Source organism: Komagataeibacter oboediens (assembly GCF_018491655.1).
In the GTDB taxonomy this organism is placed as follows: Bacteria; Pseudomonadota; Alphaproteobacteria; order Acetobacterales; family Acetobacteraceae; genus Komagataeibacter; species Komagataeibacter oboediens.
Window position 1 is genome coordinate 1 of record NZ_JABLUU010000024.1, and the last position, 23,692, is coordinate 23,692.

General features: G+C 59.6%; 17 protein-coding genes. 11 read left to right on the forward strand and 6 right to left on the reverse strand.

Annotated elements, in window-relative coordinates:
• The first annotated feature begins 806 nt into the window (after nt 1–806).
• The 4 genes from HNO79_RS15160 (at nt 807) to HNO79_RS15175 (ending at nt 6,456) form a co-directional block, all read left to right on the forward strand.
• Nucleotides 807–1,496 (forward strand): TetR/AcrR family transcriptional regulator, encoded by a 690-nt coding sequence (locus HNO79_RS15160; RefSeq protein ID WP_048857055.1) that lies wholly within the window; start codon nt 807–809, stop codon nt 1,494–1,496.
• A 356-nt stretch (nt 1,497–1,852) separates the two neighbouring features.
• Nucleotides 1,853–2,398 carry a TetR/AcrR family transcriptional regulator gene (locus tag HNO79_RS15165; RefSeq protein ID WP_010515915.1) on the forward strand — a complete coding sequence of 182 codons (546 nt, stop codon included), beginning with the start codon at nt 1,853–1,855 and terminating at the stop codon, nt 2,396–2,398.
• Between the two features lie 298 nt (nt 2,399–2,696).
• Nucleotides 2,697–4,109 carry an MFS transporter gene (locus tag HNO79_RS15170; protein ID WP_214165781.1) on the forward strand — a complete coding sequence of 471 codons (1,413 nt, stop codon included), beginning with the start codon at nt 2,697–2,699 and terminating at the stop codon, nt 4,107–4,109.
• Nucleotides 4,110–4,263: 154 nt separating this feature from the next.
• Entirely contained in the window at nt 4,264–6,456 is a 2,193-nt protein-coding gene (locus tag HNO79_RS15175; protein ID WP_244987572.1) for a TonB-dependent receptor, read from the forward strand.
• Between the two features lie 99 nt (nt 6,457–6,555).
• On the opposite strand, the gene shc is transcribed toward HNO79_RS15175, so the two are convergent.
• The 5 genes from shc to HNO79_RS15200 all read right to left on the reverse strand — a co-directional run bounded on the left by shc (nt 6,556) and on the right by HNO79_RS15200 (nt 13,216).
• Nucleotides 6,556–8,559, reverse strand: coding sequence for a squalene--hopene cyclase (shc, locus tag HNO79_RS15180; protein WP_244987573.1), 2,004 nt, complete (start codon nt 8,557–8,559; stop codon nt 6,556–6,558).
• A 216-nt stretch (nt 8,560–8,775) separates the two neighbouring features.
• Nucleotides 8,776–9,330 carry a TetR/AcrR family transcriptional regulator gene (locus tag HNO79_RS15185; protein ID WP_214165783.1) on the reverse strand — a complete coding sequence of 185 codons (555 nt, stop codon included), beginning with the start codon at nt 9,328–9,330 and terminating at the stop codon, nt 8,776–8,778.
• 93 nt (nt 9,331–9,423) lie between these two features.
• Complete coding sequence (locus HNO79_RS15190; protein WP_200409124.1) at nt 9,424–10,929, reverse strand: MDR family MFS transporter; 1,506 nt, start codon at nt 10,927–10,929, stop codon at nt 9,424–9,426.
• Nucleotides 10,930–11,201: 272 nt separating this feature from the next.
• Nucleotides 11,202–12,149, reverse strand: coding sequence for a PDR/VanB family oxidoreductase (locus HNO79_RS15195; RefSeq protein ID WP_214165784.1), 948 nt, complete (start codon nt 12,147–12,149; stop codon nt 11,202–11,204).
• Between the two features lie 14 nt (nt 12,150–12,163).
• The gene (locus tag HNO79_RS15200) at nt 12,164–13,216 is read right to left on the reverse strand and encodes an aromatic ring-hydroxylating dioxygenase subunit alpha (RefSeq protein ID WP_214165785.1); all 1,053 of its coding nucleotides are present in this window, start codon (nt 13,214–13,216) and stop codon (nt 12,164–12,166) included.
• A 119-nt stretch (nt 13,217–13,335) separates the two neighbouring features.
• On the opposite strand from HNO79_RS15200, the gene HNO79_RS15205 reads away from it, so the two are divergent.
• The 3 genes from HNO79_RS15205 (at nt 13,336) to HNO79_RS15215 (ending at nt 16,135) form a co-directional block, all read left to right on the forward strand.
• Nucleotides 13,336–14,241: a LysR family transcriptional regulator gene (locus HNO79_RS15205; RefSeq protein WP_200409122.1), complete on the forward strand. Its 906-nt coding sequence runs from the start codon at nt 13,336–13,338 to the stop codon at nt 14,239–14,241.
• A gap of 140 nt (nt 14,242–14,381) precedes the next feature.
• The gene (locus HNO79_RS15210; RefSeq protein ID WP_214165786.1) at nt 14,382–15,581 is read left to right on the forward strand and encodes a DUF3500 domain-containing protein; all 1,200 of its coding nucleotides are present in this window, start codon (nt 14,382–14,384) and stop codon (nt 15,579–15,581) included.
• Nucleotides 15,578–16,135, forward strand: coding sequence for a hypothetical protein (locus tag HNO79_RS15215; RefSeq protein WP_214165787.1), 558 nt, complete (start codon nt 15,578–15,580; stop codon nt 16,133–16,135). The genes HNO79_RS15210 and HNO79_RS15215 overlap by 4 nt, the downstream gene beginning before the upstream one ends.
• 374 nt (nt 16,136–16,509) lie before the next feature.
• Here the strand turns inward: HNO79_RS15215 and HNO79_RS15220 are convergent, their stop codons facing one another.
• Nucleotides 16,510–18,738 carry a TonB-dependent receptor gene (locus HNO79_RS15220; protein ID WP_048856899.1) on the reverse strand — a complete coding sequence of 743 codons (2,229 nt, stop codon included), beginning with the start codon at nt 18,736–18,738 and terminating at the stop codon, nt 16,510–16,512.
• A gap of 685 nt (nt 18,739–19,423) precedes the next feature.
• Here HNO79_RS15220 and HNO79_RS15225 point away from each other — a divergent pair.
• The 4 genes from HNO79_RS15225 (at nt 19,424) to HNO79_RS15240 (ending at nt 23,657) form a co-directional block, all read left to right on the forward strand.
• Entirely contained in the window at nt 19,424–20,437 is a 1,014-nt protein-coding gene (locus HNO79_RS15225; protein ID WP_214165788.1) for a LacI family DNA-binding transcriptional regulator, read from the forward strand.
• Between the two features lie 124 nt (nt 20,438–20,561).
• Nucleotides 20,562–21,503 carry a sugar phosphate isomerase/epimerase family protein gene (locus HNO79_RS15230; RefSeq protein ID WP_010516687.1) on the forward strand — a complete coding sequence of 314 codons (942 nt, stop codon included), beginning with the start codon at nt 20,562–20,564 and terminating at the stop codon, nt 21,501–21,503.
• The gene (locus HNO79_RS15235) at nt 21,500–22,543 is read left to right on the forward strand and encodes a sugar phosphate isomerase/epimerase family protein (protein ID WP_214165789.1); all 1,044 of its coding nucleotides are present in this window, start codon (nt 21,500–21,502) and stop codon (nt 22,541–22,543) included. The genes HNO79_RS15230 and HNO79_RS15235 overlap by 4 nt, the downstream gene beginning before the upstream one ends.
• A 16-nt stretch (nt 22,544–22,559) precedes the next feature.
• Nucleotides 22,560–23,657 (forward strand): Gfo/Idh/MocA family protein, encoded by a 1,098-nt coding sequence (locus tag HNO79_RS15240; RefSeq protein WP_214165790.1) that lies wholly within the window; start codon nt 22,560–22,562, stop codon nt 23,655–23,657.
• The last annotated feature ends 35 nt before the right edge of the window (nt 23,658–23,692 follow it).

Here is a 23,692-nt window from a genome sequence, read left to right on the forward strand (position 1 = left end):
CCGAGACCCACCCCTGCAGCGCGGGATCGATCCTGACCGACCCCACGAAGGCCATGAGGACAACGCCAAGCACTACCGGCACCCAGACCGGCACACGGTCAAGCCCCGTGCGCGCCAGCAGGTCGGTGACCTTCCCCGTCGTGAACCACGTTCCGTACATCGTCAGCTATGCCGCTACCCTACACTACGGATACCCGCCCCACGCCCGTCCACGGCCGTGTGGCCATGGCGGATGGACGGGTACCCACGCATGTTCCGGAAAAGCGAATGACCGCCCCGGAAATAAACACTGTTTAGTTCAAACCTTAGGAATTAATGCCTGATACCCTGGACATATCCTGAAAAATATCGACACATGTTCATTTGCAACCGCTTGCCCCAACATGATGTCGCGTCAGGCCAATGCGAACGGTGTTAATTTTACATTAAGCATGTGTCAAGGCGTACCCATCATTCCGGGTAGGTTTTTCCATTTCCCATAGACACGCCAGGACAACCAGACATGACCCGGAAAGTGGATGATCCCTGACCGCCCGGCATGTCTGACGCAATATTTCCATTACATTTCTGTTTAAATATCAGCGTTATATTTGCACAACCTGATTATGCCGAATCAGGCATGACTGCATGTTATCCACCCATCTGGATCATGGCCTGCGTGTATCCGTTTTGCTTGACGGTTTTTGTCGCATTTTTATATGAACGACGTTCATTATGCCTGCGAAACGCCCGCGCATGTCCGCCCGGTAACAGTAGTACGGTATTTCCATTCCCCTGCGCGGGGCATGGAGGGAAGAAAGAAACGGATGAACGCCCCTTCGCCCACAACAAAAAATGGCCCCTATCACAAGGGCCATGTTGCAGAAGACCTGATACGCATGGCCCGACACCTGCTGGACAGGGAAACGGTCGAATCCGTGTCCGTGCGCCGCCTGACGCGGGAAGTCGGCGTGACGCCAGCAAATTTCTACAATTATTTTTCCAGCATCAATGACCTGCTGCTGACGATTGCCGCCGAGGCATTCAGGGAATGCACCCGGCAGCTCCGCTATTTCCATCGCAACGCAACAACACGCACGGATGCGCTGAAGGCGTCACTGGTGGAATATACAGGCTTCGCGCAGCGTCATCCGCAGACATTCCGCATCATGTTCGGCTATGTACCCAACGCCATTTCACACCGGATCTATCACGCCGCGGCAATGCAGGCCTTTGCCGCCCTGCTGGAGATCATATACGGCCGGAACATGCTCCACCTTCATGATATTGAAGGCACCAGGAAACGGGCCCGTATCGGATATGGCCTGTGCGCCATGGGGCATGGACTGGCGATGATGCTGGCCGACGGCCAGCTGCCGTTTGACAACAAACCGGGACAGAGCCCGCAGCAGATGATCGAAGGCATAGTGGATGCCTTCATTCACAATGAACTGTACCATGCCCTGACCCGGCCGGCAGATGACCCGGCGCAGGGGCAGATGCCCCTACCCCCTTGATTGCAGGGAAATCCTGGACTTTAAAATGCAGGTTAAGGGTTTCTACCATAATGCAGTGGGGGAGAGGCAGGGAGCACAGGAATCTTACGTCAGATCATGTATATGAAACCATCTTTCTGTCGCCGTTATTTAAGGTCATAATCGTCAGGCATCACATTTCCAACAGAAGGATGGTTCCCCCGCCATCTTTCACCATATGTTTCCCTACCCGATCCCCGCCATGCCCATAAGGATGACGTCCCATTTCAAGAGCCTACCATAAAGGAAATGTTGCCGAGGACCTGCGGATTGCAACCGTCAGGATACTGGACACCGAACGGCTGGAAGATCTGTCAGTACGTCGCCTGGCGCGGGAGGTGAAGGTTGCGCCTGCAAATTTCTATAATCATTACGGAAGCCTGAACGACCTGCTGCTGGAAATTGCCGCAGATTATTTCGAGGTTTTCCGCGAACAGGCCGCCCATATCAGCCGCACCTCGGCAACCCGGACCGAAGCGCTGAAGCGGACGGTCCTGTATTTCGTGGACTTCGCACGGCTCCGCCCGCAGCTTTATCGGTTGATGTTCGGCTACATACCCGATGCCTATACCTACCCCCGTTACCGACTGACCGCGAGTGCGGCGTTCGAGGACCTCATGGAACTGATGTACGGCTACAGGGTCTTCACCAGCCGTGATGATTTTGGTCCCGGGGACATGGCAACACTGGGAAGCAAGGTGCAGATCGGATACGGGATGTACGCCATGCTCTGCGGCCTTTCCAACCTGTTCATCGCCAACCCCGTCGAAGGCCCGTTTTCCAAAACGGACAATCCGCGCGAAAGCATCGCGACCTTCCTCACTGGCATTCTTGATGCCTTCATAAGGGGGGACCTGCCAAAGGTGCTCGGGGCCAAACCCTGATCCCCGGCGACCCTTTTCGCCACGGGGGCAAAGCCGTTCCCTGCTGCCTTCACATGAGAACCATGAAGCATGTGCCGGGACTGCCGCATCATGGCTCCGGTATTTCACCCCTTCCCTGTCGGCATGCGCTTGCACATACCGCGCGAACAGGGCAACACACGCCCCTCCATTCCCCCGCCCCGCGCCGTTCATCTCGTTAACTGTCCAGTCATGACTATTTTCATTCCGGCCTTTCATGCAAGCTGTTTTTTGCTTATCAAGGGCGGGTTCGTGGAGAGAAGGAAAGAATTTTTCTGTCATGGTTCCGGCTCCTTCCCCTTCCCCCTCCGTGCAGAAGCAAACGATTGCACAAACGGGACTGACCAGACTGCAAACCTGGCTCTTTGCCTTTCCTGCACTCCCTGCCGCTTTCATCATCCTGCCGATGAATATTTTCATCCCGGCCTTTTACGCCAGCCATACGGCCGTGACCCTGCTGCAGATCGGGACAGCCACATCATTATGCCGTGTCATTGATGCCCTGCTGGACCCGGCCATCGGTTTTCTGTCCGACCGTTCCCGCACCCGTTTCAATGGACGGGGGACGTGGGGGATCGCCAGTGGCGTCATCTGCTGCGTTGCCCTGTTTTTCCTGTTCCAGCCTTCGTCACATGCGACCATCCTGTACTATGGGGTCTGGGCGTTTGTCCTGTATTTTGGCTATTCCCTGTTTGAAATCCCCCGTAGCGCATGGAGCGCGGAACTCGGGCCAACCCCGCCTTTGCGAACGCGCATCAATGCAGCAATCGGCCTGTTTACCGTTGCGGGCAGCCTGATCTTCTGGCTGGTGCCTGTCACCCTGTTCCAGTTTTACGGCACGACGGGTTTCACGCAGGGAACGCTGCGCGTCATTGTCTGGCTGTATGCAGTACTGATGCTGCCCGCTGTTATATGCATCATGCGGTATGTTCCCGACAGGCCATCCGCGCGCACCATTGCCCCGACCCTGCGTGACCTGGCGCGATCCCTGAAACAGAACCGTCCCCTTGCCCTGTATTTCCTCGCCATCGCCCTGTGGGGCGTGGGACAGGGCATATGGTTTTCCACGACGTTTCTTTTCCTGAATGACTACCTGCGCGTGGGCAGCGTGTTCCCGCTCATCATGATCGTGTTTTTCCTGTCCACCATCGTGGCCATTCCGTTATGGGGTCGGGCAGAACGGCGGATGGAACGTCATGCGCTGTGGGCCATCAGCATGATCCTGTCGGCACTGACACGGCCGCTTGCCCTGCTGCCTGCGCCGGGCATGCACAGCCTGCCCTTCATCATGCTGCTGACAGCGGCGGGCGGCGCGTTATCCGCCCCCGCCAATTTCATGCCATATGCCATACTGGCGGATGTCATAGACTATGACATCTGGAAAACAGGGACCAGCAAGTCCAGCACCCTTTACGCGCTCAATACACTCATCACGAAAACGGCCCTGGCGATGGGCAGCGGCGCGGGTTTCATCATTCTGGGCTGGGTCCATTATCATGCGGGACAGGCAAATCACGGCCCTCCGCTGACGGGACTGTTGCTGTGCTATACTGTCATATGCAGCATTCCCCAGTTAATCGCGGCCATGATCATTTTTTATTTCCCAATCGGACGACGCGCACATACGTTGATCCGCCATCGCCTGAACCGGCGCCGAACTGACACGCGGATTCCCGTAAGAAATGATCCATAACCGTCCCTTTTTCTTGCGCAGGGAACGACAGGCCACCGGCCGATTATGGCCTGCGTGCATGCTTTCTTTCTTTACGTTACATTCCGTATTGTTGCCATCCAGGGCCGCAAGCCCCAAAGCCCACCAGAAGTCCAGGAAACACCCTGTCACCCAGGTGGCACGGGACAGGCCGCAGGCCGAACAGATGGAAGTAACCGCACGCCGCACATCCCAGCGGCTGTTTGATGTCCCGGCCCCCGCGACCGTCATCAGTGGGCAGACACTCCATGCGTTTGATATCCTGGACATGAAAAGCATCATGAACATGGTGCCGAATGCGGTGGTGCCAACGGATCCACAGAATATCAATACATACATCAACATCCGCGGCATCCGTCAGGTGGATAACAATGCCGATCCCAATTTTGGCATGTACCGCAACGGGATTTACGATGGCGGCCTGCGCACCAATCTGGGACCACAGGTGGATGTCGCGCGCGTTGAAGTCAATCCAGGCCCCCAGACGGGACTGTACGGACGTGATGCCGTGGGGGGCGCAGTCAATGTGATCTACGCAACCCCCGAACAGAAAACCGGCGGATACCTGACGGGGTCCTATGGCAATTACGGGCGCGGTGAACTGCAGGGCGCGATCAATGTGCCGCTGTCCCAGCATTTTGCGATCCGGCTGACGGGCTGGTACATCGACCAGCCCCGGGGCGCGCTGTACAACGCCACATTACATGAATACGAAGACCGGTCCCGCCAGCAGGGTCTGCGGCTGGGCGCGAAATGGACTCCGAACGATCACCTGTCACTGACATGGATGGCGGAATATTCGGACCTGCATGGTCCCTCCCTGGCGGGTTACGCCCCCAATGGCGTTGCCAACCTGGTCCAGACCGGCACGGCCGAGACGCCAGGCGTGGTTTACCGCGATACCCCCGACCGTTCCCATACCCATCAGCTCTACCTGTCGCAGGACCTGACATACACATCCCGCTGGGGTACTTTTCAGTGGCTGTCGTCCTATCGTGACTATCACCTCAATGCCGTTGAAGACGGGGACCGTACCGACCTGTCGGCATCGTCCTATCCGCTGACATTGCAGAACCAGTTCATCCGCCACGAAAACACACGCAACTATTACACTGAACTTCTATGGTCCTCCCCACAGAACCGTCGCCTGACCTTTATGGCGGGGGCTTCGTACTTCCATGAGTACTTTTCATTCCAGCAGATCTACAATACAAAAATCGACCTGAGCCTACTGCAGGGCATATGGGGCAATATCGCCTGTGACGCATTACGGGGTGACCCGACATGTTCCACCATTCCCGGTGGCGGCTTCCCCAATACCGGCACGCAGGACATGAGCGAATACGCCCCCGGTCCCGGGTCGGGCATCGGGACGCAATCATGGTCGGGGTTCATTTCCTCCACCTTCCATTTCACCCCCACGCTCAGCCTGACGGCGACGGCACGCTATACGCACGACCACAAGACACTGGCCTATAACCAGTACAATACTCCCCTGACACCCAGCGGGCAGGCCATTGCCGCCCTGTTCAGCAATGTGTACCCGGACATGTCGCTCCGCGATACCGCGACCTATGGCAACTGGAGCCCCAGCGCCGAACTGAATTACCGGCCGTTCCAGAACGTCAATCTATACGCGCTGTACAGCAATGGCTTCCGTGCGGGCGGATTCAGCACGACCACCACCACCCCGTCCCTGATCCCTTATGGTGAAGAAACGGCAACCAATTATGAACTGGGTGGCCGCACCCGGTGGCTGAGCGGGCGTCTGGGCGTGAATGCCAGCCTGTTTTACATGACCCAGAGCCATCTTCTGCTGGATGAGGCCGATCCACGCGCGCCCGCCGCATTCAGTTTCTACTACCTGGCCAATGTCGGCAGCGCGCGGACATACGGCGCGGAACTGTCGGCCCGGTTCCTGCCGACAGGCTGGTGGTCCCTTTCGGCCAGCATGGGCTGGCTGCATGCCCGCATGGCCGGTGGCCTGTCATATGGCAGTTATGTCGGCAACCAGCTTCTGCCTGACACCCGGACATGGACGACGAACATACGCTCCGAAATGGCGTATCCCATCACACCCACCCAGAACCTGCTGTTTAGCGTAAACTGGCACCATGAGGCAGGCGGCGCGCTGGATATTACCGACATGCCGTGGCATTCGCTTGACCGGCTGGACCTGACACTGGGCACGACGTGGAAGAAAAACCAGCTTGTGGTCTTTGCCAACAACGCCTTCAACAACCGTGTTGTCGATTACGCCCTGACCGACGGCATGTATATCCTGACCCCGCCCGCGACCTATGGGGTGCGCTTCACGGCTGCCTTTTAGGGTATTTCAGGCACCTGCCCCTGAAACATCCATGACATCAAGGGAAGCTTCAGGGAACACCGCCTGTTTGAAAAAGGCGGTGTTCCCATAAATGCTTTCCTATTTTTTCGCCTTTATCAGGCGTGCGGCACGGCTCAGCGCCATGATCGGGAAGAACTGGCGATACAGGTCATACCGCAGCATGAACGCACGTGACAGTTCCGCCCCCTGCAACAGCCGTTTTGACAACGCGGGATCATCCAGCCGGATGGTCTGGCCAACACCGTAACCGGGGAAGCCGGTGCCGGTGAATTCCTTTTCCTGCCAGCTTCCGTCCGCCTGCTGCAGGTCGATCAGGTACCTGCACCCGCGGGCGATGGCATCGTAATCCTGCGGGCGATTGGCGGCGATCAGGCCCATCAGCGCCCATGCGGTCTGCGATGGCGTAGTCGCCCCCCGCCCGACCGCGGACAGTTCCATATAGGATGCGCAGCTTTCACCCCACCCACCATTTTCCTGCTGGTGGGCCACCAGCCAGTCGCAGGCCTTGGTAATATAGGGCTGCGTCATGTCCTCGCCAATTGCCGCAAGTGCCGGCAGCACTGCCCCCGTACCGTACAGGTAATTGACACCCCAGCGACCGAACCACGGCCCGTCGGGTTCCTGTTCGGCGCGGATATAGGCCAGCGCGCGCTGGACGGTAGGCATATGACGCGGCAGGCCCAGAATGCCAAAGGCTTCGATGACATGCGCCGTCACATCGACAGATGGCGGATCAAGCGCCTCGCCAAAATCACAGAACGGAATCTTGGACAGGATGCTGCGGTTATTGTCCTTGTCGAACGCGCCCCAGCCGCCGCACTCGCTCTGCATACCGATCAGCCAGTTCACCCCGCGGCTTATGGCCTCCTCCACGCCACGTTTCTTCCATTCCTCGCGGTTGCGGCACGACGACAGCGCAATCAGGGCAACAGCCGTATCATCCGTGTCGGGATAACGGTCGTTGGCATATTCAAACGCCCAGCCACCGGGTTCCACATCCGGCAGCTTGATGGACCAGTCGCCCTTTACACGTACCTGACGGTCCAGCAGCCAACCCAGCGCCTGGTTCATCTCCGGCGTAAACTGCGTTTCGCCATCGGCATCATGCAGGGCCATGATCGCCAGCATGGTATCCCACACCGGGCTGTTCGTTGCCTGGATCCAGCTGGCATCGCCCCTGTCGTGCCGCCAGCCGGGATCATTCAGCGCGGACAGCGCCTTGGCCATGACGGGATGATGGAACTGGTAATCCTCGCCATGCAGCGCCATCAGGCCGTACACCCATGGCGGCTGGATGCCACCCCAGCCCCCATCGGCATCCTGATGGCGGATGATCCATTCCAGCATGTGCCGGATCGCAGCTTCGCGCAGGGTGCTGCGCTTGAGGAATTTCGACTGCAGCCAGTGCAGGCCACGGTCCGTCGTGCGGAAGAACGTGCCCCATGGGTCCTTCCCGCCCTTGGCGGGCAGTTCGTAATCGAAATTCGCACGCCCCCCGGGAAACAGCACGTCCAGCCGGTCCTGCGGGCGCAGCGGGCGGCTGGGCCTGCGCGCGGACAGGATGGCCAGCGGCACCAGCGTCGCACGCGCCCACTGCGCGAAATTGTAGATGGAGAAAACGAATTTATTGGGAAACCAGATGACTTCCGGCGGCAGGTTGGGCGTTTTCTCCCACGGCCATTCCCCGATCAGGGCCAGCCAGTAGCGCGTGAAGACACGGATGTTTTTCAGCCCGCCCTTGCTGGCAATCCATGTGGCGGCCCGGCTGATCGCCGGGTCATCGGCGGGATAGCCAAGCGAGCGCAGGGCGGCGTAGGATTCCACGGTGGCATTGATGTCGCCATTCCCGGCGCCGTAATACGTGCCCCATGACCCGTCCTCGCGCTGCATTTCCAGCAGGGCCTTGCCCAGACGGGGCCGCAGCGGATGATCTTCCAGCCCGAGGAACCACAGCGCAAGGCACCATTCCGCCTCCATCGACGCATTGGACGCAACCGACCCGACCCAGTGGCCATCGGGCTTCTGCTGCCCGATCAGCCAATCACACGCGGCAGAAATCGTATGGGACAGGCTGTTGTCCATCGCCCGCAGGCCCGACGCGGCGGCAGCCGGGACCGGTGCGCCGCCTTTCTTCACGGACCGGGTACCAGCAGCGGGGAAAGTGGTGTCGGAAGCGGTCTGGGGCGTCGCGGCACCGGCGGGCACCGTGGTTTTTGTTAACGGACGACTTTCCCTTGTCATGTTTTCCATACCTGTGTGAACTATCATGGAGAATGTGAAGGATATTGCTGGTCTGGATCAGGCCGCCTGGGTGTCTGGCAGAAGCAGTCGCTGGAAATCAGCGAAAACCGTATGCCACCATTCCTGATCCATTTCTACAAAGCCCAGGTTTCTTAGAAAAAATGCCCCTTCGGCGGCAAACAGCGCGGTACGGGCCTGACGGGCTTCCTCACAGTCCGGATCGCACCCGCTGAACCACCCCGCGTACCAGGCGCGTATCTTCTGTAAATATTTTGGCGACTGAAGCAAGGTGACAAGCATGCCGGCTATTCTGGCCTGGGTTGTGTCATCAAGCTGGCTGACTGCCCGGACATAGGCGCGTGCCCGGTCAACCACACTGGCATCGGGGCCAATATGCCGGGCGACACGCGCATCGAATGCGTCCAGCCAGCGGTCGATCAGCGCGCTGATCAGGTCGTCCTTGCTGCCGAAGCAGTACTGCAGGCCGCCCTTGGTAATCCCCGCTTCGCGCGCCACGGCATCCAGCGTCAGGGCGTTCGCGCCTTCACGCTGGACAAGCTGTTCAACGCAGTCCAGCACGTTCTTGCGGTCAATGGTCCTGGGGCGCGCCATGCGTTTCCTCTGTCGTTTCAATCCGTCCGTATGGAATTAAATCAGGGGCTTTCGCCATGCAAGGGGGAATCCCCCGCCCTGCTGGCGGCATGTTCAGGCCCGCCGTCCGCGCGTCATCAGCCCCACGATCATGAGGAACGCCAGCAGCATGAAGCTGCTGCTGACACTCAGGCTGGCGCTGATCGCCGCCTTGTAGGCTTCACGCACCTGCAGGTGCATGGCGGGCGATAGTCCCTGCACGGCGGCCATCCCTTTTTCCAAAAACGCCGCCACGTCGATTTTTTCAGGCAGGGCATACAGCCGTCCCTGCAATGTCAGCGCCATGACCCCGCCCGACAGCGCAACGCCAAGGGAGCCACCAAGGGAACGGATGAAGGCCATCATGGCCGTGGCGATTCCCAGCATGTCGGGCGGCACGGAATTCTGGATGATGACCGTTGCATTGGGCATGCCGATTCCCATGCCCACACCAAGGCAGCCGAGGCTGAGCAGGAAAAACAGCGCAGGTGCGCCATGGTGGGCGCAGAACGCGATCAGGGTCAGCGCCGAGAATTCGATCCCGACCCCCATGGCCAGTAGCAGCGTATAACGCTGCGTTCGTGATGAGACATATCCCCCCACCACCGAACTGACCATCATCGTGCCGACCTGCGGCAGCATCATCAATCCCGATACCTCCGGCGTCTGCCCAAGGACAAGCTGGTAATATAGCGGCAGAAAAACAAGCGATCCCATCATGGCAAAGGACATGATCCCCGTCGCCGCGACACAGACGGAAAAGCTGGCGATCCGCAGCAGCCCCAGGCTGATCAGCGGTTCTGGCGCGCGCCGTTCCTGCCAGATGAACAGAACGAAAAACGCAACACTGCCCGCAAGCAGCAGGACCGTCAGCGGCGACGTCCACGCCAGCGCCGTGCCAACCGAATTGAACAGCAGCAAAAAGCCCGCCGTGGCCACAGCCAGCAGGGCAGCGCCCGGATAATCAACCTGTGGTTCCGCTTCGGACCGTCCGGCGGGCAGGCCGAACATGATCAGGCCAAGGGCCAGAAGCCCGATCGGCAGATTGACAAGGAAAACCCATCGCCATGACAGGGCGCTGGTCAGCACGCCCCCCAGAAAGGGTCCGGCAACGCTACTGACGGCAAAGGCCCCGGTAAAAAGTCCCTGGTACCGGCCACGCTGCTGTGGCGTGACCATATCACCGATCACCGTCTGCGATAATGTCATGAGACCACCGGCCCCGATGCCCTGCAGCCCGCGAAATACGATAAGCTGCCACATACCCTGCGCCAGGCCACACAGCAGGGACGCGCCAAGGAAGGCCCCGATGCTGAATGCCAGCAGCGGCCTTCTGCCAAACATGTCGGACAGCTTGCCATACATGGGCGTTGCTATGGTGGAAGTCAGCATGAAGGCGGTGACTACCCACGACATATGCGCCAGACCGCCAAGGTCGGTCACAATGGTCGGCAGCGCGGTCGAGACAATGCTCTGGTCAAGCGCGCCCATGACCATGGTCATGATCAGGCCGGTAAACACAAGAAGGCGGGTTGCAGGCGTATAGGTGGAAGCGGGGTCCAGCGAAGGGTCAGGCTGCACGGAAATATCCTGTCATGTCGAAACCCGATCATGCAGTCCCCCATGCCGTGCAGGCAAGACAACGATCCCGTCACCGCCCCGCGGCCATTTGCCCCCTGTCCCGTTCCGAAAATGCCCGGCACAGCCTGTTTCTTCAGGACAGATTGCCAATCACAGAACGTCTGTGGTGAAGCTTTTTCCAGCAGATTTTGGAAAACGCCGTCCTTGTATTGAAAAAGATAGCATCCGCAAACTTGTGTTTCCCTAGTCAGAAGGTCACGTTCCGGCAGTCCCTACATATCCAGCGTCAGGGACGGACTGCGGCTGCGTGAACAGCACAGGGCGATACTGCCGCCCTGTTCTTCTTCTGTCAGGACCATATCCCTGTGGTCCCCTTCCCCCGCCAGAAGAGGCACGACGCAGGCGCCGCACATGCCCTGTTCACACGACAGGGCAACATCCACCCCCGCCGCGAGGAGGGCCGAGGCAATGCTCTGCCCCGCGGGCACGTGCACCGTCTGTCCCGATCGCGCCAGCACGACCTCGAAAGGACGATCAGACAGGGCATGGGCTGAATCCGTGGGCCGGAAATATTCCGTATGAATCTGCCCAGTCTCCCAGCCCGCCGCAACGGCATGGGCGAAAACGGCATTCATGAATCCGTCCGGCCCGCACAGCATGATCGCCGTGTCCGGGTCGGGTGTATCCAGAACGGCGGGATATCCACCGTTGCGCGGACTCTGGCTGAAACGCACATGCTCCCGGTACGGGCTGGCATCCAGCATATCGCGAAACGGCGCATGTTCGGGGTCGCGCGCGTAAAAATGCAGCTGCCAGTCGGCATTGTCACGTTGCAGGCGCATCATCATGGACAGAAGTGGCGTTACGCCAATCCCGCCGCCCACCAGTACATACCGCCGCGCGGCCGGCAAAGAAAAGGCGTTGCGGGGGACGGAGACCTGCAGTTCCATGCCCGGCCGCACCTGCGTGCACAGCGATTGCGATCCACCACGTGAATCCGCCTCGCGCTTGATACAGAGCAGATAGGCGGACGGGTCATCGGCAGACCCGCACAGTGAATACTGGCGGATCAGGCCGGACGGCGTCATGACATCCACATGCGCGCCGGGTTCAAAAGCCGGGAGCGTGTCATCGCCGGGACGCGCCACGAGGCGCAGGCGCACGCACTCCGTCCCTTCGGGGGCGACATCATCGACATGGACCGGAAACAGGGGAGACATGGGCCGTGCTTCCTTCAGGCCGTGAAAAACTGGCTCAGCCCCATCGTGCGCAGGGCGCGGCGATAGGCGATCGAGCTACGGTCCGCCATCACATGTGCCTCCAGCGTCGGGTCCAGCGGCAGGTTTTCAGGCTTCTGCGCTTCCACCAGCGCACGGTCTTCCTCGAAAACCTTCAGGTTAAAGTCGTACACATCCTGCAGCGGCAGATCCTTGTCGAAATTCCGGCACATCGGCGCAAACATCCGCGTCTGCCGGGCCGATACGGGTGACGCCGCATTCATGATGACAAGGCGGCCATTATCGGGAAAGTGGATTTCCAGTGTCGCGACAAAAGGCACATGCACCCGGAAATGCCGCAGCCATTCGAACCCGGGCCGTCCGCGATCGGACTTGCCAATGGGGTAATTGCCGACACTGCTGCGATATTCCGCCTCAAACCCGTCCGGCGTAATCCGGGTCTTGTACGGCGGTACCACAGGGTTTTCCGGGTCGGCAAAGGTGTCGGTATGAACAAAGGCGAAGTGGGCCACGTCAATGAACCCTTCGACCTGCCGTCCTGCAAAACCGGCAATGTCGATCCACGGGCAGTTGATCTGCTGGTAGTCCGGATCATCCCAGTGCGGCATGGAGGGAATGGCTGGCATATCCCCTTCCGGCCGCAGGCAGGTCCAAATCAGGCCATAGCGTTCCACCGCCGGATAGGTACGCAGGTTGAGCTTCGAGGGAATCGCGCTGTCGGGATGGGCGGGAACCCGGACGCACTTCCCCTGCCCGCCGAAACGGAAGCCGTGATAGGCGCAGGCCACGGTCTGGCCATCACCTTTGCCCATGCTTAGCGGAACACCACGATGCGGGCACAGGTCATCGGCAATCACAATGCCATCCCCCGCGCGATAGACCACCAGCGGGGCATCCAGCAGGGTAACGCCCAGCGGCTGATCGCCCAGTTCGCGCACCAGGGCGACCGGGTACCAGCACCGGGCCAGGATGGTCCAGTCATCCACATCAAACGTCATGTTACGGGGCAGGCTGTGGGCGTCTGTAGGGCGGGCACAGGCGGTGGTCATGATGGGTTCTCCTGAACGGGTCGGACATGGTCCGGCGGCTGTCAGAAAGATCATTTCACAGGCAATGCGCTCTCAGATATATCATAATTGATCATTTACCATTCTCAAAACAAGAACGCATGCAGCCCTTTTCCCGCTTTTTGGTCTATTTCCTGGCCGTGGCCCGCCATCGCTCCATACGCAAGGCGGCCGAGAGCCTGCATATCGCGGGGTCCGCCATCAACAGGCATATCCTGCTGGGTGAAAAACAGCTCCAGACCCCGCTGTTCGAACGCCTGCCGTCCGGCATGCGCCTGACGGCAGCGGGCGAACTGCTGTATGGATGCGCCCGACGCTGGATGAAGGATCTGGATGACCTGAACCGCCAGATTGACGACCTGAAGGGCATACGCCGGGGACAGGTCGACCTGCTTGCGCCAGAAGCCCTGTCGCGCGCCTTCCTGCCGGAACTGGTCAGCCGCATGAAGGACAGCCACCCCGGTGTCGTGCTGAACGTGAACATCCGTGACAACAGGCAGATCTACCGGACCCTGCTGTCGGGCGAAGGGGACCTTGCCCTCGTGCTAGACCCCGAGGACATGCGCGACCTTGTGGTGATCCGCCGCATGTCCTTTCCGCTGGGCTTCGTCTGCCGGCCTGACCACCCGCTGGCGCGGCACACTGCGGTCCGGCTGGCGCAATGCGCCGATTACCCCATGGTGGTGCCCGAACAGCCACTGGCGCTGTCATCCGTATTCGAACGCCTGCTGGAAAGGGGCCGCATTACCCCCGGCGTCGCGGCCCGTGCGAATAATGTGCAGATGATCATCTCACTGGCCATGACGGGCATCGGCATCTGTTTTTTAAGCTATCTGGACGTGATGTCCGAAGTGACGCGGGGAGATCTGGCCTTCGTGCCGCTGGTGGGGGCCAATGTGCCGCATCTGACGCTGGCGCTGGTGCATGACCGTACACGCCAGCTTTCACGCATTACCCATCTGGTCGAGACCAGTGTTGAAGACATCATGTCCCGGCATGTTGTCTGAACAGGCTGTCCCTATGCAACCTGCCACTGCATGACATCAGGTTTCACCGTGACGCACCGCCCGTCCCCTTGATCCCGTGCCGGGCGTCATGCAGTGTCCATGGGAATGGGCTTGCCCCAGTGGAACAGAGCAGGGAACGGATGCGAAAGATTTCTTTGGTGGCGGCCGGGGCGATCCTGGCCACGATGTCCGTCATGGCTGACACCATTCCTGCCCGGGCTGCCGTGCCATCTGCCACGGCGCAGGCAGATAGCCCGGCCGGCCAGACACGGGCGGCCGCGACCGCCGCACGGTCCTTTCTGGCCACCTTTGATCCCGGCAGCCGGACAAAAGTGCAGTTTCCATTTGTTACACAGAAATCGGGCACGCTGGCCCGTTTCCGGCGCAGCGCCCCGGACCAGCCTGTCCAGCCGGTCACGGATGCGCAGGCCGCGGCCCCCGCAGCACGCGGACCGGGCATGGGGCCACCCGGCGGGTTTATTGGCGAACGTTATGGCACGTCGGTCTGGTCCAATTTTCCGGTCAGTGACGTACCACGGCCGGGCCTGCAACTTGGCCAGATGACCACTGGCCAGTATACAGCCGCGCTACACCTGTTGCAGACGCTCCTCAGTGCGAAGGGGTATCAGAAGGTCATGGACATCATGGGCGGCGATCAGGCACTGGCTGACAGTGGCACGCCGTTCGCTTCAGGACGGGCCGTCTACACTATGGCGGTTTTTGGTGAACCGGGAGATACGAAACCGTGGATGGTGCAGTTCGGTGGCCATCATCTGGGGCTGAATATCGTTATTGATGGCACGCACGGCATCATGACCCCCACCCTGACCGGGGCGCAGCCTGCGATGTACCTGGCAGACGGCAGGACGGTGCGTGTTCTGGCGGGCGAAAATGACCGTGCCTTCGCCCTGCTTGACAGCCTTGATGCGAAACAGCGCAGGCAGGCCATCCTGCCATACAAAGTCGAGGATCTGGTGCAGGGACCGGGACATGATGGCGAAACCCTCATTCCCGAAGGCGTAAAGGGTTCCGACCTGACGGCAGCGCAGAAAGACCTGCTGATGGATGTCATCGGGGAATGGGCCGGGATCATAAACGATGCCTATGCCGCCCCGCGCCTGAAGGAAATCAGGGCCGACCTGGACAGCACATGGTTTGCATGGAGCGGTCCCGCCACCCATACGCCGGGACATAATGGCGTATCCTATTACCGTATTCAGGGGCCACGGCTGCTGATCGAATTTTCACCGCAGGGTGTGGGCGACGACCCGACCATGCATGTCCATACCGTCTACCGTGATCCCACCGACAGTTATGGCAGCCGGTACACCATGCCATGAAATATGGCAGGCCCCTGTCCGCTGCGGCAGCCGCGCTGCTGGTCGCCCATGCCCCGGCCCACGCGCACCGGCTGGATGAATACCTGCAGGCCACGGTGATTGATGTCACGCGCCGGCACGTGGCCATTACCGTGGACCTGACACCCGGCGTCGATATCGCACCCGGTGTCATTCGCGCGATTGACCGCAATGAAGATGGCGTCCTGTCACAGCAGGAATGGCAGGCCTATGCCACGCATGTTGCACAGGGGCTGTCGCTTTCGCTGGATGGCACGCCACTTCCGCTGGTATCCGTCACCACTGCGTTTCCCCCCGTTGCAGCCATGAGGGCGGGCAGCGGCACCATCCGGCTGCACCTTGGCGCAACGGTCGCCCTGACACCCGGTGCCCATCGACTGGCTTACACAAATCACGGCACGGGTCCGGACACTGTGTATCTGGTCAATGCCCTGCTGCCCCGCGACCCGACCATACATGCACAGCACCAGCAGCGCACGACCAGCCAGACATCCTATGAACTGGACTTCACCGTAACGCCGCGTGATTCAAAATAATCCGTTGATAAGGCATATCTGCGGACACCGGCTTTTTGCGACGGATACCGTATCCTCACGCCTGCCCGGAACCGGTGTGGGCACCTGACAACGTTCTCGGTTTGGAACCCAATTTATCAAATAAAAAAATAATAAAAATTTCTGGGTGTCGCCTTTTTTCAAAAAACGACGCTTTCTGAAGCTTTTTGAAAAAAGCTTCACCAAAAACTTTCGATAGATTTACAGGATGCTGCATAAGCCGGATTTGTAAACAGTCTCATTGCAGACAAACCATCAGTCCCGAAGGCTACGGCTACCGGTCGTGCAGAAAAGACAGGCCGCGCCGGGTTCATGGGAGCCCTGCATGCGGCCTGCTGGATCATCTACACGGGCAATCAGAATGCAGTGGAGATGGTTCCTGTCATGCTGAAGCGTGGTTCAACATAAAACTGCGCCCCTGTCGAACCTGCAATGCTCTGCCCGTTCAGTAGTGTCACGGCATGATAGTTATCCGCGACGCCGGTCGTGCCCGTGCGGACCATGGAACCGGTCAGGTTTGTAAAGTTCAGCCGGAACGTGGGGGACTTCGCCACCAGGAAGGGCGAGAAACGATAGCCCAGCGAGATGGTGTCCGTGACATAACCCGGGATCCTTTCATCCCCAACCAGTGTTACGGACTGCGGGCCGGTATAATGAACGGTGGCATTGGCAAAGAAGTGCCTGTTGTCATACGTCAGGCCGAAATTGGCCATGACATGCGGTGCCATGATCGCTTCCTTGCCCTTGGTCGGCAGGTAGGACGTACCATACTGGACATTCGAATCCTGGCGCGCATTGAGGTATTCAAACGAAACATAGGGGCTGAAATGATGGAACGGATGCGTGGACAGCATGACGTCGAAACCACGCGCCGTCTGGTTGCCTGCATTGACGGTGCTGTACGAATTGTTCGCGTTATAGACGCTCAGAAGGCGATTTGTAATCGCATAGTTGAATAGCGACAGGTCAAAGATGATGTAGCGGTTATTATAACGGTACCCCAGTTCTTCCTTGATCGTGTACTGGTTGCGGGGCAGCGAGGTGTTTTCCGTCAGGTTGCTGGGGTCAGGTGCGCGGAAATCCCCTTGCGCATTGACGTAAATCTGGTGATGGCGGTTGAAGGTGTACGACGTTGAAAAACGCGGCAGGGGTACGACGGAATTCGATCCCATGGTCTGGTGCGTCAGGTAATTGTCGAACCAGTAATTCATCATGGCGAATTTGAAACCGGCGGACACGACCAGCCGGTCCTGGAAGTATTTTGCCGTATCCTGAATGAACAGCGCGTGGATCTGGTCGCCTGTCTGCTGGTTTGCCGAATAATACCGCTGTCCGTTCTGGAAATAGGCAGTCGACAGGTCATCGGGATTATTGGAGAAGCCGTTCTGGTTCACCGCACTGTTCGGGCCCCATTGCCGGCTCTGTGTATAGCCATACCAGTATCCGAACGTCATCTGGTTATGTCGTGAAATATCGTAGGTCAGCTTGATCGTGGCCCCGGTGGTGGGCGTACGCTGGTCATAGTAATTGACCGAAAGTTGCGAGGGCGACACCGCACTGCCATTGGCATAGGTCAGCCCGGACCCGGCTTCGCCGCTGACGGATGAACTCCATCCACGCCCATAGGCAAAATAGGGCACCAGGTCAAAGTGCAGCCGGTTTGTCAGGCGCAGGTGCACCGGCAGGGTCATGAACAGCTCATTCCACGGCCCTTCCTGGTGATTGCCCCAGAAATTCGGGCTGTTCGGATCACTGCTGGCGCCCCACGTGCCCGTCCCGTGCTTCTTGGCATAAAACTGGTCAGCCGTAGGATAGTTGTAGATTCCGTACCGTTCCTGGTTCCATGACAGAAAGAATTTTATGTAGGAATCAGTCCCGATATCCTTCTGCACGCCAAAGTCGATATGCTTCTTGTCCGATGCACCCGCACCGATCCAGTTATCGGCATGGGTATGCGAAAACGAAAAGAACGAGCGCAGGCCGGTCTTGCCAATGTCACCGCTTTCCAGCCGGATAAACTGCCGGGACATGTCATTGGTACCGTATGAAAAATCCGTCAGCCCGCCGAATTTGTGGCTGGGTGTATGTGTCACGACATTCATGACCCCCAGCGCCGCTGACGTAACGGGCTGGTCAATGGCGGATGTTCCCGGCGTGACTTCGATACGGTCCATGTTTTCCGTATCAATGTCTTCCTGAAGGTATTCGGTGCCGGAGGTCACGACCGCGCCATCAACCAGCAGCGCCATATCCCCATCATTCAGGCTGCGGCTTTCAATCGAACCGCCCGTCATGCCCGATGTATCCTGCGTCGATACGTTCAGGCTTGGCAGGTTCTTGACCATGTCCAGCGCCGTTCCTGCCGGGCTGCGCATATCCATGAACTGCCGTGTCACGGTCTGGATACTGTGCGGGGCCCTTTCCTGCCGCATCATGCCGCCGCCGCCGGACCGCCCGGAACTGACCTGCAGGATTTCCGGGGTCGACGTGGCCTGCACCGCATTCGCACCCTGTGCCGCCTTGCCCGATGGCGCCGCATGGGATGTGGCAGAAGCTGCATGACGGGCTTTGGTGGTGCCGGTCACACTACTGGCGCCCTGTGCGTATGAGACAGTAACGAACCCGGTGGTACCGAGAAGAAATGTCGTTAATAACCAGCGTTTGCCGTGAAACATGGCACCTGCAACCATATCGGATCCCCCCGTAAACGATCACATGCTTTACCCAACAGACAGCACAGCCGGGGCAAGACAACATGAATGGAAAACGCTTGCCATGATTCGAAATGCCGAGTCCATCCTGTTGTTGACCATAAGAAACAATAAATATGTCATTCATTCTCCTGAAAACGGTCAAAAACAGACCTTTTATTGCGTAAAATGCCCTCCAGACCAGCCACGACCCAGACCAAAATCGACCACTTATCATTGCATTACGTTAACATATGGCAAGCGTTGGCATGACTGGTTTTCCGACCCGCAGGTGCATTCGTCCACTACCTCCCGAACCGATATTTCCAGCGCAGGTGTTGCAGATTGACGACAGTTCCGGCGCACCTGCCGGAACGGATGCGTCCTCCCGATGACCGGGAGGTCGCCAGGAGATCAAAAACAGCCCGCGATTTGCCACACACCGGCGCAACATCCGCATTCAGGCACTCGACCTGCGCACAGCGACACAATATCCTGGGATTGCGGCAACCCGACCGGCAGCCAACGTCGCCACACCACGTGCGTGGACGACAGAAAAAAACGAGGAGACACCAGACAGGTGACCAAGCGCGTAACCCTGGCCGACCTGGCGGAACAGACCGGTCTGAACATTTCCACCATCAGCCGCGCCCTCTCCCGGCCAGACCGGGTGAGTAACGAGACACGGCGACTGGTCGAAAAGGTCGCCGCCCAACTGGGTTACGAAACAAATGTTGCCGCCCGGAACCTCAGCCGCGGCACATCTGATACCATCCTCGTGCTGGCCTCCAGTTTCTCGGGACAGGCGATTTCACCGGTCTTTACCCAGATCCTGCTGGGCGTGTGCGAAGAAGCGAAGGCCCTGGGCCTGAATGTCATGCTGCGGCAATATCTGGGCCAGTCCATTTCAGCCAGCGACGTGATGCGCTACCTGCAGGCAGGTGTGGCGGACTGCGTATTACTGGTGGCAAGCGAACAGTGGGAGCCGCCCGTGGGCAGGATCCCGGGTCAGGGCATGCTGCCGGTCGTCAGTATTTTCAAGGACCTGACATCTGCCGGACTGGCCAGCGTCATGACGCAGGAAGTGGACGGGTACGTCGCGATCGTCGACCATCTGATCGAGCGTGGGCACCGCCATTTCGCCTTCGTTTCCGGGCCGGAGGGAATCGGACACGAACATATCCGCTACAATGCCGTCAAAAACCGGCTGTCTACACTGGGACTGGGCCAGAAACTGATCCGGCTGGAGGGCGGCCCGTTCGATATGCCGTCCGGCGCGAAGGCGGCACAGACTTTCCTTGCCCTGAAAAACCGTCCCACCGCCGCAATCTGCTGCAGCGACGCGCAGGCGCTGGGCTTCCTGCACACGATTCTGGAAAGCGGCCTGCGCGTGCCGGACGATGTCGCCATCGCAGGCTATGACGGCATGGATTACACCGCCTTTACCAGTCCGGCCCTGACCACCGTGATCCAGCCCATGCTGGAAATCGGCCGCGTTGCGGTGCAGGTGCTGGCCGACATCCGCAATGGCCGGATCACGAGCCCCCGCCTTGTTGCCCTTGCGCCAACCTTTGTCATACGGCAATCGACCTGAATCGTTTCGGCAAACGTTTGCATTCCCATTACATTCCTGTATGTAGGTCTTGAGACCATATTTGCGGCAATTTCATTTCGTTTAATACATACCTCCGCCGCATGTCGTCTTGATCAGGGAGCACATGCAGGTGAAAATCGGAACAGATCTGGTTACTTTCTACAACCCTGCTTTCTGGGGTGTCCGCACGGAAGCGGAGGTCGCCACCGTGGCCGCGGCAGATGGCCGCGCATTCTGGACCCGGATATTCGACAGCCTGCACGATGCTGGCATAACGGGCCTTGAACTGACCTTCCCGCCCTTTGACCAGGCTGGTGCCGTGGCAGCATTCGGGTCCGAAGCAGCCCTTGCCCATGCCCTGAAAATCCGGAACCTGGAAATCTGGTCGGACTTTTTCCCGGCCCTGGACCGTATCCCCGTTCATGAATACGCCAGCGCCGAACCGCAGATTCTGGCACAGGTCGATGCGGCAGCGCGCTTCCTTGTGGCAATGGGGGGCAAGGTGCTGGTTGCGGGATTACCCTGCCGTCGCACTTTCCTGTCAGAACCGCCGGCATTCGTGGACCTTGCCTTTGCCGCCCCCATCGCCAGCCTGCTCAACCGCATGGGGTTCGCGGCCGCCCGCCATGGCATTACGCTGGCAATCCATACGGAAGCCCACACTGTCGCCTGCGCCCCGCGCGATGTGGACCTGTTCATGCTGCTGACCGATCCGCGTTATGTCTCGCTGTGCCCCGACCCTGCACACATCATCCTTGAAGGGGGCAACCCGACGGATGTGCTGACCAGGCATGTCGCGCGCGTGGTGGCGATGCATTGGAAAGACGCAACCAGCGCCATGCCGGTCGATACCCCGATCGGACAGGACATTCATACCCGTCACCGGGCCTATTTCTGTGAACTGGGCAATGGGCAGGCCAATTTTGCCCAGCTGGCGGCCCTGCTTGCGCGCGCGCCGCTGCGGTGCGGCCCCATTATGGAACTGGATGCCTGCCCCCGGCCGGTACCGGCGCTGCAACGAGGCATCACGTTCATCAACCATATGGTCGGGGAAAATGCACCATGAAGGGCCCCGGCATCTTTGCCGCCCAGTTCATCGGGCCCGACGCTCCTTTCAATACCCTGCCCGGTCTGGCGCGGTGGGCGGCCGGGCTTGGATACAGGGCACTCCAGCTTCCCACACATCTCAGCCATATCTTCGACCTTGAACAGGCAGCGTCCAGTCAGGATTACTGCGACGGGATACGCGGCATGCTGGCGGAGCATGGTCTCGTGATCTCGGAACTGTCCACCCATATCCAGGGCCAGTGCGTTGCAGTCCATCCGGCCTATGACATGCAGTTCGACCGCTTTGCCCCCGCATCCGTACAGGGCAGCCCCACGGCGCGTACGCAATGGGCCATTTCCCAACTGGGGCTTGCCGCGCGGGCTTCGGCACGGCTGGGGCTGAAGGCGCATGCCACCTTCTCCGGCGCGCTGGCATGGCCGTATCTTTACCCGTGGCCACCACGTGATGAGGGCCTGATCGACCTTGCCTTTTCCACACTGTCGGCACGCTGGCGGCCGATCGTGGATGCATTTGATGAAGCCGGTGTCGACCTGTGTTTTGAACTGCACCCCGGCGAGGACCTGCATGACGGCACAAGCTTTGAACGATTTGCCTCACTGCTTGGCAACGCCCCGCGTTGCGCGATCCTGTACGATCCCAGCCATATGCTACTTCAGCAGATGGATTACCTCGCCTTCATCGACCTTTACCATGACAGGATTGGCGCATTTCATGTCAAGGACGCCGAATTCCACCCAACCGGCAGGCAGGGCGTGTACGGCGGCTTTGCCGACTGGCGCGACAGGGCGGGACGGTTCCGTTCCCCCGGTGACGGGCAGATCGATTTCGGCGGCATTTTTTCCCGCCTGACACAATATGGATATGACGGCTGGGCAGTGCTGGAATGGGAATGCTGTCTCAAGACCGCGGCACAGGGCGCACGTGAAGGCGCGCCCTTCATACAGCGTCACATGATCGAAATGACCACGCAGTCCTTTGACGACTTTGCCGCAAGTCCGCTGTCAGATGACGAACGGCGGCGCTGCCTTGGCCTGTAAGTTTCAGGAGAACGACATGAACACATGGCCCGTCGGCATGATCGGCGGTGCGCCCGGCTCCTTCATGGGGGACGTGCACCGTCGCGCGCTGGCCCTGACCGGACGGTTCTCACTGGTCGCGGGGTGCCTGTCGCGACACGCAGGCACGGCACAGAAGGCAGGGCAGGCGCTGGGGCTGGATCCGGCGCGCACATATACCGACTGGACACAGATGGCGCGCGTCGAAGCCGCCCGGCCGGACGGCATCGCCCTCGCCATCATCGTGACGCCAAACGACATGCACCTGCCCGTCGCCGCGGCCTTTCTGGAGGCAGGCATTCCGGTACTATGCGAAAAGCCGCTTGCGCTGACACTGGACCAGGCCCGACATTTTACCGAACGTTTCATCACGAAAGGCCACGATATGGTCGTGGCCTATACCTATAGCGGTTACGCCATGGTGCGTGAGGCGCGTCGGCTGGTGCATGACGGCACGCTGGGCACGATCAGGAATATTCAGGTTGAATACCTGCAGGACTGGCTGGGTGATGCCGATAGCGACGGCGGCTGGCGGCTTGACCCGCGCACCGGGGGCGCGGGCGGCTGTCTGGGCGATATCGGGACGCATGCCTTCCATCTGGCGGAATTCGTATCCGGCCTGCGGTGCGAAGTACTGTCGGCCCGGGTATCGCGTCTTGTGCCCCGCCATGCCGTACCGGATGATGCACAGATACAGCTTCGCTTTTCCGACAATGCGGTTGGCAGCCTGTGGGTCAGTCAGGTTGCAACCGGGTCTGGCAATGCGCTGCGGCTGCGCCTGTTCGGGGAAAAAGCCGGGCTGGAATGGAACCAGGAACAGCCGGATACCCTGATCGTGTCCACGGCGGATGGCCGCACGACCCATATCGCACGTGGCGGGAGCGCGGTCGGGACCCCTTCCCTGCTGCCGCGCGGCCATCCCGAAGGCTATCTGGAAGCCTTTGCCCGACTGTATGCCGATACGGCGTACCTGCTGGACGGCCATGATGCCCCGCTGCTGCCCCGTCTGGCGGATGGCGTGCGGGGGCAGGAGTTTATCGAAGCCGCGCTGACGTCGGGCACGCAATACGGCGCATGGGTTTCCGTGCGGGCATAGCCCCACGACCATGACTTAATTTTTTGTACCATCAG

Excerpts from the sequence above, each read along its gene's own strand:
- HNO79_RS15160 (WP_048857055.1), top strand. The coding sequence starts at position 807 with ATGAACGCCCCTTCGCCCACAACAAAAAATGGCCCCTATCACAAGGGC.
- HNO79_RS15170 (WP_214165781.1), top strand. The coding sequence starts at position 2,697 with ATGGTTCCGGCTCCTTCCCCTTCCCCCTCCGTGCAGAAGCAAACGATT.
- shc (WP_244987573.1), bottom strand. The coding sequence starts at position 8,559 with ATGGACAACAGCCTGTCCCATACGATTTCTGCCGCGTGTGATTGGCTG.
- HNO79_RS15185 (WP_214165783.1), bottom strand. The coding sequence starts at position 9,330 with ATGGCGCGCCCCAGGACCATTGACCGCAAGAACGTGCTGGACTGCGTT.
- HNO79_RS15195 (WP_214165784.1), bottom strand. The coding sequence starts at position 12,149 with ATGTCTCCCCTGTTTCCGGTCCATGTCGATGATGTCGCCCCCGAAGGG.
- HNO79_RS15200 (WP_214165785.1), bottom strand. The coding sequence starts at position 13,216 with ATGACCACCGCCTGTGCCCGCCCTACAGACGCCCACAGCCTGCCCCGT.
- HNO79_RS15205 (WP_200409122.1), top strand. The coding sequence starts at position 13,336 with ATGCAGCCCTTTTCCCGCTTTTTGGTCTATTTCCTGGCCGTGGCCCGC.
- HNO79_RS15210 (WP_214165786.1), top strand. The coding sequence starts at position 14,382 with ATGCGAAAGATTTCTTTGGTGGCGGCCGGGGCGATCCTGGCCACGATG.
- HNO79_RS15215 (WP_214165787.1), top strand. The coding sequence starts at position 15,578 with ATGAAATATGGCAGGCCCCTGTCCGCTGCGGCAGCCGCGCTGCTGGTC.
- HNO79_RS15230 (WP_010516687.1), top strand. The coding sequence starts at position 20,562 with ATGCAGGTGAAAATCGGAACAGATCTGGTTACTTTCTACAACCCTGCT.
- HNO79_RS15235 (WP_214165789.1), top strand. The coding sequence starts at position 21,500 with ATGAAGGGCCCCGGCATCTTTGCCGCCCAGTTCATCGGGCCCGACGCT.
- HNO79_RS15240 (WP_214165790.1), top strand. The coding sequence starts at position 22,560 with ATGAACACATGGCCCGTCGGCATGATCGGCGGTGCGCCCGGCTCCTTC.